The sequence below is a fragment of the Rathayibacter sp. VKM Ac-2856 genome (genome assembly GCF_013205055.1).
GTDB lineage: Bacteria > Actinomycetota > Actinomycetes > Actinomycetales > Microbacteriaceae > Rathayibacter.
Genome location: NZ_JABMLF010000004.1, coordinates 415478 through 433124 on the forward strand (window position 1 = coordinate 415478; position 17647 = coordinate 433124).

Consider the following 17647-nt stretch of genomic DNA (forward strand, 5'->3'; position numbering starts at 1 on the left):
CCGTAGAGTAGGCGCGTGAACGACGCACGCCAGCAGCTCATCGAGTACATCGGCTCCGACGCCGTCTTCCACGGGGACTTCACCCTGACGAGCGGCAAGAAGGCGAGCTACTACGTCGACCTGCGCCGCGTCAGCCTCGACCACCGGGTCGCCCCGCTGATCGGCGACGTGATGCTCGACCTGATCGCCCCGATCGAGCGGGTCGACGCCGTCGGTGGTCTGACCATGGGAGCCGACCCCATCGCCTCCGCGATCCTGCACCGCGGCGTCCTCCGCGGCCTCGAGTACGACGCGTTCGTCGTGCGCAAGGCGCCCAAGGACCACGGCCGCGGCCGCCAGGTCGAGGGGCCGGACCTCGCGGGCAAGCGCGTCGTCGTCGTCGAGGACACCTCCACCACCGGCGGCTCGCCGCTCGCCGCGATCGAGGCGCTGCTCAAGGTCGGCGCCGAGATCGCCGGAGTCGCCGTCGTCGTCGACCGCGCGACCGGCGCCCGCGAGATCATCGAGGACGCCGGATACCCCTACTTCGCCGCGATCGGGCTGGCCGACCTCGGGCTGAGCTGATGGTGGACGACGGCGGCCGCGAGCGCGGCGATCAGCACGACGGCGAGCACGGCGCCGGCGACCGGCCCGAGCCCGAGCGCCGGGCCGGCGGCAGCGAGTGGCTGCTCGAGCAGCTGAGCGGAGGCCGCCTCAAGAGCATCTTCGACGCGCCGCGCACCCCCGCGTCGCCGAGCGCGACCGTGCCCGCGGGCGAGCCCGCACCCGCGGAGGAGCCGCAGCCCGCCCAGACGCAGGAGGCCTCCGAGACCGTCGAGACCGCGGAGACCGAGCAGGTCGCCGCCGTGGAGCAGCCGACCGAGGCCGAGCGATCCGTGGAGGCCGAGCGATCCGTGGAGGCCGAGCGGCCCGTGGAGGCAGAGCGGTCCGTCGAGGCTGAGCCCTCCATCGAGGCCGAGCGACCCGTTGACGTCGAGCGTTCCACCGAGGTCGAGCAGTCGGTCGAGGTCGAGCAGTCGGTCGAGGGGGAGCGGTCCGTCGAAGCCGACCAGCCCGCCGAGGTCGAGCAGCCCGCCGAGACCCGGCAGTCCGTGGAGACCGAGCAGCCGGTCGACGCCGAGCCGCACGCCGAGGCGAAGCGATCCCCCGAGGCGGAGCCGAGCGCGCAGGTCGACGCCGAGCAACCGGTCGAGACCGAGCGCTCCGACGTGTCCGGGGCCGACGCCTCGGCCGGATCCACTTCCTCCGATGAGGACGACGCGCCCACGACCGGTGCGCCCGCCGCCGAGGGCGAGCGCCCGGGCGATGCCGGGCCCGCCGTCGAGGCCGCGCCCTCGGGCGAGGCCGAACCTGCTGCCGAGCCGACCGCCCGTGTCGAGTCGGCGCCCGAGCCCGAGAACGACGCCGATTCCGTGCGCCGCGGCATCTGGGCCGCCTTCACGGCACCACGGTCGAAGCCCGGCGCCGACGACTCCGCCGCTCCGGAGTCCGCCGCCGACGTCACCGCGGAGCCCGCTCCCGGGCGCCCGGTCACCCCCGCTCCCCGATTCCCGCTCGGCCCCGTGCTCCCGCAGACCCCCGAGCCGACGGCCGTGCGGCCGCCCGCCGCCGCGCCGACGGCGACGCCGGCCTCCGACGCGCCGACTCCCGCGGCGCCCGCTTCGGAGCAGCCCTCCGCCGCGCCGATCCTTCCCGTCGCGTCCCCGCCGGCCGATCTGCCGACCGCGCCCCCCGCGCTCCGCGATCGGCGGGACCGCGCCGAGCTGCGCGGCGACCGCCCCGAGGGCGCGACCGAGCCCGAGCCCCGCGAGCCCGCGGCCCCCAACGTCTACCAGTGGCCCGATCCGCGCGGCGGCTGGGACGAGCCCCCGGTCTGGGAGGACGTCGTCGCCCCGCGCGACGAGCCCGACGACGACGGCGGCGACGAGGAGCTGTGGCGCGAGACCGCCGGCGCCTACGCCTGGAATCTCGAGCCGGAGGACGACGCCGCGGCCGAGCCCGCCGGCTCCGACGCGGCCGGTGCGCCGGACGGCGACTCCGCCGCCGCCGCGACGCCGGCCGGTGCGACTCCCGGCGCGCCCTTCAGTACCCCGGCCCGCGACCACGTCAACGCCGCCCAGCGCTCGACCCGCGGCGGCCGGAAGTCCCGCGCCGAGAAGCCCCGTGCCGAGAAGCCCCGCGCCGACACGCCCCGTCCGGAGAAGCCGCGCGCCGACAAGCCCGCGAGGACTCCCGCGCCCGCCCCGGTCCCCTCGCTCACGAGCGTCGGCGCGCCGACCCCGGCGCGCGCCCGCAGCCGCCGTCGTCTGCTGATCGGCCTGATCTCGCTCGGCGTCGTGCTCCTGCTCGGCGCCCTCCTCGCCATCGGCTTCGCCGTCGGTGCGGCCGGTGACCGCGGCGAGCAGGCGGCGCCCGCTCCCGCCGCCACCACCGCCGCTCCGTCCGCGCCCAGCGCCACTCCCACGACGGCGCCGACCGCCGCCCTGCCCACGGTCGGCCCGCTCCCCGCGGGCAGCTACGCCTGGACCGCGCTGCTGGGCGGAGAGTGCCTCCAGCCGTTCGACTCCGTCTGGGCGGAGCAGTTCACGGTCGTCGACTGCGCGACCGCGCACACCGGCGAGATGGTCGCCACCGGCGAGCTGACCGACGCGGCGTTCCCCGGGCAGGACGCCCTCGCCGTCTCGGTCTCCTCGCTCTGCCAGGCGCAGGGCGTCGTCGACGTCACGGGCGCCGAGGCGTACGGCGACGTGCAGGTCTCCGGCTCGTTCCCCGTGACGCAGGAGCAGTGGGACGCGGGCGAGCGCAGCTACTACTGCTTCGTCGACCGCGCCGGCGGCGGCGACATGCTGGGCTCGGTCGACGGCACCCCGTCGGCCTGAGCCGGGCGGCGCGCGACGTGGACGAGGCCGGGCCCTCCGCCTCTCGCGAGGCGACGACGAACGGCGTGGGGCCGTGGGTGGGCCCGCACCCCGACGACGACCGCCTCGACCCCGAGCTGCTCGAGCGGGGCGACTCGCGCAACGTGATCGACCGCTTCCGCTACTGGCGGATGGAGGCGATCGTCGCCGAGCTCGACCGGTCGCGGCACCCCTTCCACGTGGCCATCGAGAACTGGCAGCACGACATGAACATCGGCTCGATCGTGCGCAGCGCCAACGCGTTCGGCGCCGAGAGCGTGCACATCGTGGGCCGACGGCGCTGGAACAAGCGCGGCGCGATGGTCACCGACCGCTACCAGCACGTGCAGCACCACGAGAGCGTCGAGGACCTCGCCCGCTGGGCGGCCGAGGCGGACGTGCCGCTGCTCGCGATCGACAACGTGCCCGGCTGCGTGCCGATCGAGACCTTCGCGCTGCCGGAGCGCTGCGTGCTGCTCTTCGGGCAGGAGGGTCCGGGCCTCTCGGAGGAGGCGATCGCCGCCTCCGTCGCCGTCCTCGAGATCTCGCAGTTCGGCTCGACCCGCTCGATCAACGCGTCCGCCGCCGCCGCCGTCGCGATGCACGCCTGGATCCTGCAGCACGTGCGCTTCTGACGCGCCCCGCCCGCCCGATCCCGCCCCCACCCTCCAGAAGTTGCGGTACTCGCGCCCGACTACCGCGACTTCCGAGGAGTGGCAGCCCGGTCGCCCGGCCGGTGCGCTGCGAGTACGCAGAAGTTGCGGTAGTCGTGCGCCACTACCGCAACTTCTGAGGAGTGGGGGAGCGGCGGGGCGGGGACGAGGAGCAGGAGGAGTGGCGGACGAGTGACGGGGAGCCCCCGCCGCCCGTCAGAGGATCGCGTCGTCCGGCGGGAACTCGGACTCGTACGGGTCGGTCGAGAGCAGCTCGTGCACGCCGGTCAGCACCTCGTCGGGGCGGAACGGGTAGCGGTCCATCTCGGCGCGGTCGCTGATGCCGGTGAGGACGAGGACCGTGTGCAGTCCGGCCTCGATGCCGGCGACGATGTCCGTGTCCATCCGGTCGCCGATCATGCCGGTGTTCTCGCTGTGCGCGCCGATCTTGTTCATCGCCGAGCGGAACATCATCGGGTTCGGCTTGCCGACCACGTACGGGTCCTTGCCGGTCGCCTTCGTGATCAGCGCCGCGATCGCTCCGGTCGCGGGCATCACGCCCTCGGCGCTCGGGCCGGTCGCGTCCGGGTTGGTCACGATGAAGCGGGCGCCGCCGACGATCAGCCGGATCGCCTTGGTGATCGCCTCGAAGCTGTAGTTGCGGGTCTCGCCGACGACGACGTAGTCGGGCGCCGTCTCGGTCATGATGAAGCCGGCCTCGTGCAGGGCCGTGGTGATGCCGGCCTCGCCGATGACGAAGGCGCTGCCGCCGGGCATCTGCGACGCGCAGAAGTCGGCGGTCGCGAGCGCGCTCGTCCAGATCCGCTCCTCCGGCACGTGCAGGCCCGACGCCCGCAGCCGCGCCGCGAGATCCCGCGGGGTGAAGATCGAGTTGTTCGTGAGCACCAGGAACGGGGTTCCCGAGTCCGTCCACTGCTGGATCAGCTCGGGCGCGCCGGGGAGCGCCTGGTTCTCGTGCACCAGCACACCGTCCATGTCCGTGAGCCAGGCCTCGACTTCACTGCGGTTCGTCGCCATGGGGTCGATGCTATCGGCGCAGCGGCGCGCGAGGAGGTCGGGGGAGGGGGCCGGGAGGCTCCCCGTGGCGGCACAGCGCGCGCGGGTTACCCTGAGGACATGAATGGCGAGAACCTGCTGGGCCCCGAACCGACCCTCCTCCCGGACGACCCCGCGGTCACCGCGGCTGTCGCGAAGCACGCGAACCCGGGAGCCGTCGAGTACGCCGCGCTCGCCGCCGCCCACCCGCGCTCGCCGCTGGCGTGGGCGCTGCTCGCGGACAGCGTCTGGGGGATCGACGCCGCCCTGCCGTCCTACGCCTACGCGCGCGTCGGCTACCACCGGGGGCTCGACCTCCTCCGCACCGCCGGCTGGCGCGGTCAGGGCCCGATCCCGTGGCGCCACGGACCCAATCGCGGCTTCCTGCTCGCGCTCTACGCCCTCCGCCGCGCCGCCGAGTCGATCGGCGAGACCGACGAGGTCGCCCGCCTGACCGGCTTCCTCGAGCAGGCCGACCCGGCCGCGATCCCCGAGATCGAGCGCTACCACGAGGACGCGCTGCCTCCCACGGCGGCCATCGTCATCCTGGGCGCGGACTGATCCGTCCCCTGTCGATCGGGTAGGCCGACGGTCCGCCGTCTCTGCACGGTGGATCTCGATACGCCCGCTGTGCGGGCTACTCGATCAGCATGAAGGCGGCTGCTCCGCCTGCATGCCTCGATCAGCATGATCCGGATGCGCGCCGCCCATGCTGGTCGAGTAGCCCCGGCGGGGCGTATCGAGACCCGGCGTGTGCAGAGCGGTGGATCTCGATACGCCCGCTGCGCGGGCTACTCGATCAGCATGAGCGGGGGCCGCTGTGCGGGCTACTCGATCAGCATGAAGGCGGGCCGCCGCGGCGGCTCGTCGCGCGGCGGGGTCAGGCGCGGGCGCGCAGGAGCAGGACCGTCGCGAGGGTGAGCAGCGTGCCGAGGGCGGCCGAGCCCGCGGTGACGAGGAAGCCGGACTGCGGGCCGAGGGCCTCGACGGCCAGGCCGCTGAGGGTGGAGCCGGCCGTGGCGCCGAGCGCGACGCCCGTCGGCGGCCAGGCGAGGGCCTCCGTGAGGCGGCTCCGCGGCGAGATCGACTCGACGAGGCTCGATCCGGTGATCAGCAGCGGCGACGTCGCGAGGCCGGCGACGAAGGCCAGCGCGATCAGCGCGGGCAGCGACCCGGCGAGCACGAGCACCGGCACGACGACTCCGAACACGGCGCCCGCGACCAGGAACCTCGAGCGCGGTCCGCCGGGCAGGCGTGCGGCGCCGACGACGACCCCGGTCAGGACGCTGCCGATGCTGTAGGCCGAGAGCAGCAGTCCCGACGCGGCCCCCGCGCCCGACGCCTCCGCCGTCGCGATCGCCGCGACGTTGAAGGATCCGAAGACCCCGCCGATGGTGGCGAAGACCGCGGTGATCCCGAGGAGGCCGAGCGGCAGTCGCACGCGTGCGGGCGACGCGGACGTGCGAGCGGGGGCGAGCGGCGGCTGCGTCCCCGTCTGCACGAGCAGCGCGAGCCCGCCGGCCACGCCGATCCCGAGCCCGACCAGGACCCCGGCCGCCGGGTGCACCAGCGAGGCGAGCAGCGTGACGATCGGCGGCGCGACCACGAAGGCCGCCTCGTCCGCCACCGACTCGACCGAGTAGGCGGTGTGGCGGAGCCCCGGGTCCGCGGTCGCGGCGCTCCAGCGCGAGCGGACCGCGGATCCGACGTCGAGGACGGCCGCGCCGGCGAGGACGGCGAGCGCGAACCAGGTCCAGACGGGGGCGCCGAGCAGCACGGCGGCGACGAGGCCTGCCGACGCGGCGACGAGGAGCGGGAGCGACAGGGCGAGCGCCCGCCGCTGCCCCCACCGGTCCATCGCGCGCGACCAGAGCGGTCCGGTGACGGCGAGGGCGAGGGTCAGCGCGCCGGACACCGCGCCGCCGAGCGCGTAGCTGCCCGACTGCGCAGAGACGAGGACGAGCACCCCGATCGCGAGGCTGCCCTTGGGGAAGCGGCCGAACCAGCCGGCGGAGGAGAAGGCGAGCGAGCCCGGGAGGGCGAAGGTCCGCGCGTACCGCGAGGCGGCTCGGCCGAGCGGTGAGGCGACGGGGGACGGGGAGGAGGAGGTGGCCTGATCTGGCATGGTCGGATCCGATTCCGGTCGTCCGACGGCGGAGGCTGCTCCACTGGCTGGACGGACGACAGGACGAGCCTATGCGCGCGGTGTCTCCGCGGGCATGATGGGGGCGTGGACGCCGCCGCACTCGAGACCTTCCTCGCCGACCTGCCGGGCGCGGGAGCGAGCTTCCCCTTCGGCCCGGAGACCCGGGTGTGGAAGGTCGAGGGCAAGGTCTTCGCCCTCGAGATGGTGCGGCTCGATCGTCCGGTCGTCAGCGTGAAGGCGCTGCCCGAGAACGTCGTGCACCTCGTCGCGGGCGTCGACGGCATCGAGCCCGGCTACCACCTGAACAAGAAGCACTGGGTGACCGTCGACGCCGGCGGCCGCGTCGACGAGGGCCTGGTGCGCGAGCTGCTGGCGGAGTCGCACGCGATCATCGTCGCCAAGCTGCCGCGCCGCCTCCGCCTCGCCCTCGACGGCACCGCGACGGGCTCCCTCACCGAGGACGCCTGACCCGCCCGACCCCGTCCCCCGCCCGAGCCCGGCGCTCCCCGCGAGATGCCACTTGTGACCGCCTCGCACGGCGTGTCGCGCGCACAAGTGGCATCTCGCGGAGGGGCTAGAGGCCGTAGGAGCGGAGGTAGGCGGCGGTGTCGTGCCAGCCCTCGACGGCGAAGGTCTCGACGCCCATCGCCTTGACGGGGTAGTCGTTGCCGTCGGGGTCGAGGCGGTCGCCGACGAAGATCATCTCGTCGAGGGGGATGCCGGTGAGCTCGGTGAGCTTGTTCATCCCGTAGGCCTTGTCGATGCCCTTGCGGGTGATGTCGACCGAGGTGGAGCCGCCGGAGCGGACCTCGAGGTCGGGCAGCACGGCCTGGACGGCCTCGCGGAGGGTGTTCTTCTTCTCACCCGTCGGGTCCCACGCCTGCTTGACGGGCACCGGGGCGGCCTGGCCGAGCGCGGAGAAGGTGATCTGCGAGTCGCGGTCCTCGAGGATGGGCCCCCAGGTCTCGGACTCCCAGTAGCCGAGCTCCTTGGCCTTCTCCTCGACGGCGGCGAGCGCGCGCGACTTCTCGTCCTCGGTGAGGTTCTCGGCGTAGATCTGCGCCCAGTCGCCGTTCTCGTAGCGGTAGTACTGCGTGCCGCAGGTGGGCATGAGGTGCAGCTTCGCGAGGACGGCGGGGTCGGCGCCCTCGAGGCGGTCGAGCACCTGCATCCGGAACTGGCCGATCTGGCCGCCGGAGATGATGCACACCTCGGTGGCCTGGAGCAGCTTCACGAAGAGGTCGGCCATCGCCGGGTCGACGGGGGACTTCGAGGCGGCGAGGGTGTCGTCGAGGTCGAAGGCCATCAGGCGGGGCAGGGTGCTCATGGAACTCGTTTCACGGTCTGCGGACAGGTCGGCGCGGCTCGCGCGGTATTGAGGATACGGGGCGGCACGGCCGGTGCGCGGGAAGCGCGGGCGCAGACTGGGACGATGAGCCTGCCGCGCACGATCGCCCGCCTCCTCCTCGGTCTGGTGCTCGTCTTCGCGGGGACCGGGCACCTGACCTTCGCGCGGCAGTCCTTCCAGGCGCAGGTCCCGCCGTGGCTGCCACTCGACCCCGACGTCGTGGTCCTCGCGTCGGGCGTGGTCGAGATCGCGCTCGGACTCGCGCTGCTGCTGCTGCGGCGCCGGCGGGTGCTCGTGGGGATCGTGGTCGCCGCGTTCTTCGTCGCCGTGTTCCCGGGGAACGTCTCGCAGCTCGTGACCCGGACCCCGGCCTTCGGCCTCGAGACCGATGCGGCGCGCGCGATCCGGCTCCTCTTCCAGCCGCTGCTCGTGCTCTGGGCGCTGTGGTCGACGGGTGCGCTGGCCGCCTGGAACGCGAGACGGCGCCGCCCTCGGGAGTGAGGGCGGCGCCGTCTGGTCGTGCGCGTGCTGCGGGCGGCTACTCCGCCTGGTGGGCGGAGCGGCGGCGGCGGAGCACCGTCAGCGCGAGGCCGGCGAGCAGCAGCAGGACCGCGGCTCCCGCGTAGCCGGCCGTCTCGACGCCCGTGTTCGCGAGCGGGCCGGAGTGCGAGCCCCCGGCGACAGGGACGGGCGTGGCGGAGGGCAGCGGCACGGGGGTGGCCGTCGGCTGCTCGGTGGGCTCGGGCGTGCCGGGCTGACCGGGCTCACCCGGCTGACCGGGCTGGCCGGGCGCGCCGGGCTCTGCCGGGACCTCCGCCGCGACCGACGTCAGCGACCAGTTCTGGTCGTAGAAGTCCGCCTGGTCGATCACGCCGCGCGCGCTCGCCCAGTCGATCAGCAGCTGCCGGATCTCGAGCCGCTCGTCGTAGACGAGGGGCGCCGCGGCGACGGCCGGGTAGGCGCCGCCGCCGCTCTGCCGGTAGTTGTTGACGGCCATCACGAAGCGGTCGTCGTCCGCGACGGGGGTCCCGTCGAGCTGCGCGAGGCCGCGAATGCGCGAGCCGGCCGGCTGCGAGATGTCGATCACGTAGTCCAGGCCCGAGATCGCGTCGTAGTTGTAGTCCGGGATGCCCGTGGGGCGGTCCGCGGTGATCGCGTTCGTGCCGGTGGCCGGGTCGAACGGAGCGCCCGGGGCGACCTGGGTGAAGTAGCGGGCCGAGTACTCGAGGTACGCACGCACCTCCGCACCCGTCATCTCGACGCCCCGGAGGGTGTTCTCGTAGATGTAGAGACCGGCGATGTCGCGGATCGTGACCTGCCCCTTCGGGAAGACCGCGGTGCGCGAGAACGGCGACGCCTGCGAGATCACCGGGACGTCGGCCCACTCCGTGCCCTCGAGCGCGGTGTCGACCGTCTCGGCCTGGACGTTGTTGATGAAGTCGATGATCGGGGTGTCCTCGTAGCGCGAGGTCTCGGCCGAGAGCTCCTCGAGCGACTCGGCGACGGGGGTGTTCACGTACTCGATCGTCGTCGCGTGCGGCTCGGCGAGGGCGTCGACCACGGCGGTCGACTCCTCGGCGATGTCGCGCGCGTAGACCGGCGTGACGACCGGCGCGTTGCCGGCGGTCCAGTCGACCTGCAGGTCGCCCGCGGCGTCCGGCACCAGGTTCAGGGTGACCTCGGTCAGCCCCTGCGCCCAGAAGTACGGCTGGGTGACGAGCACCTGCTCGCCGGCGACGTTCGTGTAGAGCGTCTCAGGCACGTCCTGGTGGCTGTGGCCGGCGACGACCACGTCGATGCCGGGGACCTGCGTCGCGATGTTGTTGACGACGTCCTCGTTCAGGTCGGCCGGGTCGTACTCGGCGTCCGGGACGGTGCCCTGGCCCGTGTGCGCGAGGACGACGACCACGTCGGCCTCGGCCTCGACCTTCGGGACCCACTCCTTCGCGGTCTCGACCATGTCGCGGAACTCGAGCACGCCGTCGACGTACTGCTTGTCCCAGACGCGGACGCCCGGGGTGACCAGGCCGAGCACGCCGACCCGCACGGTCTCGCCGTCGATCTCGCGCTCGATCACCGTGTACGGCTTCTGGTACGGCTCGCCGGTGGCGACGTCGACGACGTTCGCGCCGAGCAGCGGGGCGTCCAGGTCGCCCTCGTAGGCGCTGAGCATGTCGAGGCCGTAGTTGAACTCGTGGTTGCCGACGACCTGCGCGTCGTAGCCGATGGTGTTGAACGCGGTCGCCATCGGGTGCGTCGTCTCGCCCGAGAGGACGCCCGCGGCGCCGTCGCCGAGGCCGTAGTAGTAGGTCAGGGGCGTGCCCTGGATCGCGTCGCCGTTGTCGAAGACGAGGACGGAGTCGTCGCCCTTCTCGGCGCGGAGGCGGTCGACCTCGGTCGCGACGCGGGTGAGACCCAGCGTGTCCTCGCCCTCGTAGGGCGCGTTCGCGAAGTAGTCCCAGTTGTAGACGTGCCCGTGCGTGTCGGTCGTCGACACCAGGGTGAGCTCGACGCCGTCGTCGAGGGTGTCCGCGGTCGCGGCGGGAGCGGCGGTGGCCGCTCCGAGTGCGACGACGGCGAGGAGGCTTGCGGCGCGGAGTCTGCGCATCGGTTTCCTGTTCGCGTGATCGGTGGAGTGTGAACGACTTCGAATCTATGCGCCACGTGTGAACGCGTCGTTACGGGTTCGAGAGCATCGCTCGGCTATCGGTCGGCGCTCCGGATCGGGCTCCGGATCCCCGCCCCGGATCCGGGCGGACGGGCACGAGCCGCCGGAGGGCCCCCTCCGCTAGAATCGATCGGCTGGTCGCGCTGTCGCGCCGTCTCCACCCCGCCGGCCCGCCGAGGTTCGCGCTCGAGACCGAGTGCACGCCCACGACTCCGCTCCCACCCGCGAAGGACACGCCATGCCAGCAATCGTCATCACCGGCGCCCAGTGGGGCGACGAGGGCAAGGGACGCGCGACCGACCTGCTCGGCAGCCGCGTCGACTACGTCGTCAAGTTCAACGGCGGCAACAACGCCGGCCACACCGTCGTCGTCGGCGACGAGAAGTACGCGCTGCACCTGCTGCCCTCGGGCATCCTCACGCCGGGCGTCGTGCCCGTCATCGCGAACGGCGTCGTCGTCGACATCGAGGTGCTCTTCCACGAGCTCGAGGCGCTCAGCGCCCGCGGCGTCGACGTGTCGAAGCTCCTCGTCAGCGCCAACGCGCACGTCATCACCAGCTACCACCGCACCCTCGACAAGGTGACGGAGCGCTTCCTCGGCAAGCGCCAGATCGGCACCACCGGCCGCGGCATCGGCCCGGCCTACGCCGACAAGATCAACCGCGTCGGCATCCGGATCCAGGACCTCTTCGACGAGAACATCCTCCGCCAGAAGATCGAGGGCGCCCTCGACCAGAAGAACCACCTGCTGGTGAAGGTCTACAACCGCCGCGCGATCCTGGTCGAGCAGGTCATGGAGGACCTGCTGCAGTACACGGAGCGCCTGCGCCCGATGGTCGCGGACACCTCGCTCGTGCTCGCCCAGGCGCTCGACGCCGGCAAGACCGTGCTCTTCGAGGCCGGCCAGGCCACGATGCTCGACGTCGACCACGGCACCTACCCGTTCGTCACCTCCTCCAACGCCACCTCGGGCGGCGCGGCCACCGGCTCCGGAGTGGCGCCCAACCGCATCGAGCGCGTCATCGCGGTCATCAAGGCGTACACGACCCGCGTCGGCGCCGGCCCGTTCCCGACCGAGCTCTTCGACGAGTGGGGCGAGTACCTCCGCAAGCAGGGCTTCGAGTTCGGCACCACCACCGGCCGCCCGCGCCGCTGCGGCTGGTACGACGCCCCGATCGCCCGCTACTCCGCGCGGATCAACGGCGTCACCGACTTCGTGCTCACCAAGCTCGACGTCCTCTCGGGCCTCGAGACCATCCCGGTCTGCGTCGCCTACGACGTCGACGGCGTGCGCCACGACGAGGTCCCCGTCTCGCAGAGCGACTTCCACCACGCGAAGCCGATCTACGAGGAGTTCCCCGGCTGGCAGGAGGACATCACCGGCTGCCGCACCTTCGCCGACCTGCCGCAGGCCGCGCAGGACTACGTCCGCGCCCTCGAGGCCATGAGCGGTGCCCGCTTCTCCGCGATCGGCGTCGGGCCGGAGCGCGAGCAGGTCGTCGTCCTGCACGACCTCCTCGACTGAGGCTCGGCGGGGTCCCTCGCGGGCCGCGGGCGGGGGATGATCGGCTGGTGCAGATCTACGCCGACCTCCCCGCCGTCCGCGCCCGCCAGCTCACGGCCGACGCCCTGGCGCTCGCCGTCGCGGTGATCGCGATCGCCGCCGGGATCGCGGTCGGCTCGCTGATCGCGGGCCTCGCCGAGATCGGCCGCCGGCTCGAGAGCGCGGGCAGCGGCTTCGGCTCGACCATGAGCGACGCCGGATCGACGCTCGGCGGCATCCCGCTGCTCGGCGACGCGGTGCGCACGCCGTTCGACGAGGCGAGCGGCGCCGGCTCGGTGCTCGCCGCGGCCGGGCGCGACCAGCAGCAGCTCGCGAGCGCGCTGGCGATCGTCGCCGGGCTCGCCGTGGGCGGGCTGCCGCTGCTCCTGCTCGCCCTGGTCTGGCTCCGCCCGCGCCTGCGCTTCGCGCGCCGCGCCGCCGAGCTGCGCGCGCTCGGCGCGACCCCCGAGGGCGCAGAGCTGCTGGCCCTCCGCGCCCTCGCCGAGGCGCCGCTCCGCGACGTCCTCGCCGCCCACCCCCGCGCCGTCCCCGCCTGGCGCGCCGGCGACCCCGCCGCCACCACCGCCCTCTCCGCCCTCGCCCTCCGCCGAGCCGGCCTCCGCCCCCACTGACCCGCACCCTCTGCTCCCCGCCGCGAGATGCCACTTGTGCACACGACACGCCGAGGATTCCGCCCATAAGTGGCATCTCGCGGGGCCGGAGGGACCAGCACGGGTCCCTCGGGGGGATGACGGGGGCGGTTATCGGGGGCGATGACCGCGACGGAGGCGCGTCCGTAGCGTCGGAGGCATGCAGAACCAGACCTCCTCCGTCGTGGCGCGCGTCGAGGGCGTGCGCAAGCTCTACGGCAGCACGCCGCCCGTCGTCGCCCTCGACGACGTCACCCTCTCGATCGAGCGCGGCGAGTTCACCGCGGTGATGGGCCCCAGCGGCTCCGGCAAGTCGACGCTGATGCACGTCCTGGCCGGGCTCGACACCGCGTCGGCCGGTCGCGTCTTCCTCGGCGACGTCGAGATCACCGCGATGGGCGACGCCGAGCTCACCGTCCTCCGCCGGCGCAGCGTCGGCTTCGTCTTCCAGGCCTTCAACCTCGTGCCCACGCTCGATGTGCGCGGCAACATCCGCCTCCCGTTCGAGCTCGACGGCCGCCGCGTGACAGCCGAGGAGGAGGAGTGGATCGCCCGCCTGATCGAGTCGCTCGGCCTCCGCGAGCGCCTCACCCACCGCCCGCACGAGCTCTCCGGCGGCCAGCAGCAGCGCGTCGCCATCGCCCGCGCCCTGGCCACCCGCCCGCAGCTGATCTTCGCCGACGAGCCGACCGGCAACCTCGACTCGCGCACCGGCCGCGAGGTGCTCAGCCTCCTCCGCGCCTCCACCCGCGAGTACGGCCAGTCGATCGCCATGGTCACCCACGACCCGATCGCCGCGGCCTTCGCCGACCGCATCGTCTTCCTCCGCGACGGGGCCGTCGTCGACGACCGCCGCGGGATGAGCGCCGAGGAGATCTCGCGCGCGATGCTCTCGATGGAGGGAGCGTCGTGAGCGCCCGCACCGGTCTGCGCGCCGCCTCGGGGCAGGGCGGCGGGGCGATCATCACGGTCGCCGCGCTCTCGGCCGCGTTCGGCGGGGTGCTGGTGATGGTGATCGCCGATCTGGTCGCGGCCTTCGACGCCGCCGGCCTGACCGGCATCGCGCAGGCGGCGACCACCCTCGGCGTGGTCGGCGGAGTCTTCTTCGGCATCGCGGTGTTCGTCGGCGCGATCGTCACCTCCAACGCGGTCTCGACGGTGATCGCCGGCCGCACCCGCGAGATCGCGCTGCTGCGCCTGCTGGGCGCCTCCGGCCGCTCGCTCCGCGCCGAGGTGGTGCGGACCGGCCTCGTGCAGGGGCTGATCGGCGCGGTCCTCGGCCTCGTCGCCGCGGTCGTGCTGGTGGCCGTGGGCGCCGAGATCGCCTTCAGCACCGGGACCTTCACGCGGATCGCCGTGCCGCTCGCCTCGCCCGGGCTGCTGCTGCCGGCGCTCGCCGTGATCGCGTCGACCGTGATCGCCTCGTGGGCCGGATCGCGGCGTGTGCTCTCGGTCGCCCCGTCGCAGGCCGCCGGCTCGGCCGCCGAGCCCCGCTACGACGAGCTCCGCGGCCGCACGGGGCGGAACGTCCTCGCGATCGTGCTCCTGGTGGTCGGTCTCGCGCTCCTCGGCCTCGGGGTCGTCGTCGGCCTCGTGAGCCCCTTCGGCGTCCTGATCGGCCTGGCCGGCGCGATGCTCTCCTTCACCGGCGTCGTCCTCGGCGCGCCCGTGCTGCTCCCGCCTCTGATCTCGCTGGTCGGGCGGGCGTTCGGCGGCGGCCCGGTCGCCCGCCTCGCGTCGGCGAACGCCACGCGCAACCCCGCGAGGAGCGCGCGGGCCGTCGTCGGGCTCGTGATCGGAGTGACGCTCGTCACGATGTTCGCGGTCGCCGCGGCGACGTTCGCGTCGATCATGCGCGCCTCGTCCCAGATGAGCCCGGAGGTCTTCGCGGCGCTCGACCAGTTCGTCTCGGTCAGCACGGCGATCATGAGCGTCCTGCTCGGCTTCTCGGTGCTGCTCGCGGCCGTCGGCATGGTCAACACGCTCTCGCTCAGCGTGCTGCAGCGTAGGCGCGAGCTGGGCCTGCTCCGCGCGCTCGGCTTCACGGGCTCGCAGGTGCGCTGGATGGTCGTCGTCGAGGCGGCGCAGATGGTGATCGCCGCGGCGGTCCTGGGCCTCGTGCTCGGCGCCTTCTACGGCTGGAGCGGCGCCGTCGCGATCTTCGGCTCGCTGCCCGGCATCGGGCTGGTGCCGCCGACGATCCCGGTCGGGATCCTGGTCGCCGTCCTCGCGGTGAGCATCGTGCTCACCGCCGTCTCCGCGGTGCTGCCCGCCCGCCGGGCGACGCGCGTGTCGCCGGTGGAGGCGCTCGCCGTGGCCTGAGCGCCGGGCCCGGACCCTCAGACCACCGAGAAGCCCTCCGCGAGCCGCTCCCGCCCGCTCAGCGCGAGCAGCAGCTCCTCGCCCCGTCCCGCCCGAGCGGCGAGGGCTCCCGCCATCGCGGAGCAGGCCTCGACCGCCTCGGGCGGGATCGTCTGCGCGAGGCCGGTCGCCCGCGACAGGTCGAGGGTGTGCACGACCAGCTCGAGCACGCGCGTCCGCAGGTACTCGTCGAGCGCCAGGGCGTGCTCGCCGATCGCGACGAGGCGCCCCGGCGGCTGCTGCGCGAGCAGCTCGAGCGTCCGCCCGAGCGACGCGGCGATCGCCTCGGCCGGCCGCTCGCCGAGCAGAGCGCCGGTCTCGACGCCCCGCCGCGCGACGGCCGCGGGATCGGCCCGCCCGCCCGCGAGCGCCGCGTAGTAGCCGAGTGCGTCCGGGACCGTCGCCGCAGGCGGCTCGTCGGCCAGCAGGTACGTCTCGACCGTCGTGATCGCCCGGGAGGCGTGCCCGGTCAGCCCGCGGACGTCCCAGACGCCCAGCCCCGGGAGCACCCACTGCTCGTCGCCGATCCGCTCGACGAGGCGGAGCAGGGCGCCGGCCGAGGCGGCGAACATCGCGAGGCTGTCCATGGACCTCATGCTGGCACGGGTCCTGGACTCGCCGGCGGGCCGCGGCGACCAGCAGACTGGCCGGATGAGCAGCCCTGCCTCCCCCGACCGTCCGGGCCGCGCCGTCCGCCCGGCCCGCACCGCCCTCGTCGGCGCTCGCGTGCTCCTCGAGCCGCTGACCGAGGAGCACCTGGAGCCGCTCCGAGCGGCGATCGGGCGTTCGGAGGTGTTCGCGGCCGGGTACGGCGGCGGTCCCTCGGGCCTGCCCGACGGTGCCGAGGCGTTCCGCGCCTTCGCCCGCGCCTACTACCCGTGGGAGACCGGCAACCCGTACGCCGTGCTCGTCGACGGCCGCGTCGTCGGCACCTCCTCGCTGACCGACTTCGACGAGCGGCGCGAGTCGGCGCACCTCGGCTGGACCGCCTACGCCCCCGAGGTCTGGGGCACCGCCGTGAACCCCGAGACCAAGCTGCTGCTGCTCGATCTCGCCTTCCGCAGCGGCTTCTCGCGGGTGAAGCTGCAGGCGGACGCGGCGAACGAGCGCTCGCGGGCCGCGATCCTCCGCCTCGGCGCGGTCTTCGAGGGCGTGCTGCGGCACGACCAGCGGCGGGCGGACGGCTCCTGGCGCGACACGGCGGTGCACTCGATCCTGGTCGAGGAGTGGCCGGCGGTCCGCGAGGGGCTCGAGCGGCGGATCGCGGCGGCCTAGCAATCGGGCCCGCTCGGCGCAACGGGATGCCCCGTGCGGGGGACGCGCGGTAGAAACGGAGCATGGATCGTCTCCACTACGCGGGCAGCTCGGTGCTCACCGGCAGCCGCATCGCGCACTCGCTCGTGGGCTGCGCCGAGGCGCTCGCGCTGCGGAAGGGCGCGATGACCGTCGACATCCCGATCCGGCGACCGACCGGCGGCATCGGACGCGCCACCCTGCTGATCGGGCCGGCCAGTCAGCTCTTCTCCGAGGTCGAGGACGACGCCGGCGAGGAGCTCGTCGACGCCGCGCTGGTCGAGATGCTGACCGTCGAGATCGCCCGACTGGGCGTCTCGCAGCCGGTCGCGGAGACGGACGACGACGACGCCCACCCGCTGCCCGACCTCGAGTACGAGGACTTCTCCCTCGACGATCGACGCTGAGCGTCGGCCCTCCGCTCGATAGAATCCACCCCTACCGTCCTGCCGAGCCCCCGCCGGCCGGAGTGCACTGCGAACGGAGACCGCCCCCATGGGCCGCTTGATCTACGACTCGACCCTCGAAGCCGACTTCGACGATCGGCTGCTCGCGCACCTGCAGATCGTCATCGGCTCGAAGCTCTCGCGCAACGAGTCCTTCTACCTGTCGTGGAAGGACTCCCAGTCGGTCGGCGACGGGCGCACCTCGATCTGGCTGCACCCGGCGATCCCGCTGCGCTTCAAGTACCACGGCGGTCGCGCACCGGCGATCAACCCCGACTGGATCCGCCAGCTCCTCGCCGACTCGCACAGCGCCCACGGCCTGCGCATCAGCGAGGAGCCGCACGGGAACGCCCGTCAGACCGAGGAGGGAATGCTGTGAAGCGCGTCGAGATCCTGTACGGCGGAACGCCCTACAGCCTGCACGACACCACGGCCGCGGACGTCCGCGCGAGCATCGAGCAGGCGCTCGACGGCTCCGCGTCCCCGTGGCTGACCGTCAACCAGGGCGAGGGGCAGCCGCGCGAGACGTCGATCCTGATCACGCCGGGAGTGGCGTTCTCGGTCGCGGACGTCGCGCACTGAGCCT

19 protein-coding genes are annotated in these 17647 nt (G+C 73.7%); 14 read left to right on the forward strand and 5 right to left on the reverse strand.

Going from position 1 to position 17647, the window contains the following annotated elements:
- Positions 1-15 precede the first annotated feature (15 nt).
- The 3 genes from pyrE to HQQ82_RS14875 are packed head-to-tail and all read left to right on the forward strand — an operon-like array spanning position 16 to position 3532.
- Positions 16-564: an orotate phosphoribosyltransferase gene (gene pyrE / locus HQQ82_RS14865; RefSeq protein WP_173234536.1), complete on the forward strand. Its 549-nt coding sequence runs from the start codon at positions 16-18 to the stop codon at positions 562-564.
- Positions 564-2879 (forward strand): septum formation family protein, encoded by a 2316-nt coding sequence (locus HQQ82_RS14870; protein WP_173234538.1) that lies wholly within the window; start codon positions 564-566, stop codon positions 2877-2879. Before pyrE ends, HQQ82_RS14870 begins: the two co-directional genes overlap by 1 nt.
- A 17-nt stretch (positions 2880-2896) precedes the next feature.
- Positions 2897-3532: a TrmH family RNA methyltransferase gene (locus tag HQQ82_RS14875; RefSeq protein WP_173234540.1), complete on the forward strand. Its 636-nt coding sequence runs from the start codon at positions 2897-2899 to the stop codon at positions 3530-3532.
- 234 nt (positions 3533-3766) lie between these two features.
- Here the strand turns inward: HQQ82_RS14875 and HQQ82_RS14880 are convergent, their stop codons facing one another.
- Entirely contained in the window at positions 3767-4588 is an 822-nt protein-coding gene (locus HQQ82_RS14880) for an HAD-IIA family hydrolase (protein ID WP_173234542.1), read from the reverse strand.
- Positions 4589-4687: 99 nt separating this feature from the next.
- On the opposite strand from HQQ82_RS14880, the gene HQQ82_RS14885 reads away from it, so the two are divergent.
- The gene (locus tag HQQ82_RS14885) at positions 4688-5167 is read left to right on the forward strand and encodes a DUF3151 domain-containing protein (RefSeq protein WP_173234543.1); all 480 of its coding nucleotides are present in this window, start codon (positions 4688-4690) and stop codon (positions 5165-5167) included.
- A 319-nt stretch (positions 5168-5486) separates the two neighbouring features.
- Here HQQ82_RS14885 and HQQ82_RS14890 read toward each other — a convergent pair whose 3' ends face one another.
- Positions 5487-6731 carry an MFS transporter gene (locus HQQ82_RS14890; RefSeq protein ID WP_173234545.1) on the reverse strand — a complete coding sequence of 415 codons (1245 nt, stop codon included), beginning with the start codon at positions 6729-6731 and terminating at the stop codon, positions 5487-5489.
- A 105-nt stretch (positions 6732-6836) separates the two neighbouring features.
- On the opposite strand from HQQ82_RS14890, the gene HQQ82_RS14895 reads away from it, so the two are divergent.
- Entirely contained in the window at positions 6837-7220 is a 384-nt protein-coding gene (locus tag HQQ82_RS14895; protein WP_173234547.1) for an MmcQ/YjbR family DNA-binding protein, read from the forward strand.
- Positions 7221-7326: 106 nt separating this feature from the next.
- On the opposite strand, the gene HQQ82_RS14900 is transcribed toward HQQ82_RS14895, so the two are convergent.
- Entirely contained in the window at positions 7327-8079 is a 753-nt protein-coding gene (locus tag HQQ82_RS14900) for an HAD-IIB family hydrolase (RefSeq protein WP_173234549.1), read from the reverse strand.
- A gap of 105 nt (positions 8080-8184) precedes the next feature.
- On the opposite strand from HQQ82_RS14900, the gene HQQ82_RS14905 reads away from it, so the two are divergent.
- Positions 8185-8601, forward strand: coding sequence for a DoxX family membrane protein (locus HQQ82_RS14905; protein ID WP_173234551.1), 417 nt, complete (start codon positions 8185-8187; stop codon positions 8599-8601).
- Positions 8602-8638: 37 nt separating this feature from the next.
- Here the strand turns inward: HQQ82_RS14905 and HQQ82_RS14910 are convergent, their stop codons facing one another.
- A complete protein-coding gene (locus HQQ82_RS14910; RefSeq protein WP_173234553.1) occupies positions 8639-10708 on the reverse strand; it encodes a 5'-nucleotidase C-terminal domain-containing protein in 2070 nt (689 codons plus the stop codon).
- 298 nt (positions 10709-11006) lie between these two features.
- On the opposite strand from HQQ82_RS14910, the gene HQQ82_RS14915 reads away from it, so the two are divergent.
- The 4 genes from HQQ82_RS14915 (at position 11007) to HQQ82_RS14930 (ending at position 15283) form a co-directional block, all read left to right on the forward strand.
- The gene (locus tag HQQ82_RS14915; protein ID WP_173234555.1) at positions 11007-12293 is read left to right on the forward strand and encodes an adenylosuccinate synthase; all 1287 of its coding nucleotides are present in this window, start codon (positions 11007-11009) and stop codon (positions 12291-12293) included.
- A gap of 47 nt (positions 12294-12340) precedes the next feature.
- A complete protein-coding gene (locus HQQ82_RS14920) occupies positions 12341-12943 on the forward strand; it encodes a hypothetical protein (RefSeq protein WP_173234557.1) in 603 nt (200 codons plus the stop codon).
- 178 nt (positions 12944-13121) lie between these two features.
- Positions 13122-13874 (forward strand): ABC transporter ATP-binding protein, encoded by a 753-nt coding sequence (locus HQQ82_RS14925; protein ID WP_123447122.1) that lies wholly within the window; start codon positions 13122-13124, stop codon positions 13872-13874.
- Positions 13871-15283: an FtsX-like permease family protein gene (locus HQQ82_RS14930; RefSeq protein ID WP_367947946.1), complete on the forward strand. Its 1413-nt coding sequence runs from the start codon at positions 13871-13873 to the stop codon at positions 15281-15283. The genes HQQ82_RS14925 and HQQ82_RS14930 overlap by 4 nt, the downstream gene beginning before the upstream one ends.
- 17 nt (positions 15284-15300) lie before the next feature.
- On the opposite strand, the gene HQQ82_RS20395 is transcribed toward HQQ82_RS14930, so the two are convergent.
- Complete coding sequence (locus HQQ82_RS20395) at positions 15301-15909, reverse strand: maleylpyruvate isomerase N-terminal domain-containing protein (protein ID WP_173234559.1); 609 nt, start codon at positions 15907-15909, stop codon at positions 15301-15303.
- 64 nt (positions 15910-15973) lie between these two features.
- Here HQQ82_RS20395 and HQQ82_RS14940 point away from each other — a divergent pair, with 64 nt between their 5' ends.
- The 4 genes from HQQ82_RS14940 to HQQ82_RS14955 all read left to right on the forward strand — a co-directional run bounded on the left by HQQ82_RS14940 (position 15974) and on the right by HQQ82_RS14955 (position 17643).
- Positions 15974-16597, forward strand: coding sequence for a GNAT family N-acetyltransferase (locus tag HQQ82_RS14940; protein WP_173234562.1), 624 nt, complete (start codon positions 15974-15976; stop codon positions 16595-16597).
- Between the two features lie 62 nt (positions 16598-16659).
- Positions 16660-17022: a hypothetical protein gene (locus tag HQQ82_RS14945; protein ID WP_173234563.1), complete on the forward strand. Its 363-nt coding sequence runs from the start codon at positions 16660-16662 to the stop codon at positions 17020-17022.
- An 88-nt stretch (positions 17023-17110) separates the two neighbouring features.
- Positions 17111-17440 (forward strand): ATP-dependent DNA ligase, encoded by a 330-nt coding sequence (locus tag HQQ82_RS14950; RefSeq protein WP_173234565.1) that lies wholly within the window; start codon positions 17111-17113, stop codon positions 17438-17440.
- The gene (locus HQQ82_RS14955) at positions 17437-17643 is read left to right on the forward strand and encodes a hypothetical protein (protein WP_173234567.1); all 207 of its coding nucleotides are present in this window, start codon (positions 17437-17439) and stop codon (positions 17641-17643) included. The genes HQQ82_RS14950 and HQQ82_RS14955 overlap by 4 nt, the downstream gene beginning before the upstream one ends.
- Positions 17644-17647 lie beyond the last annotated feature (4 nt).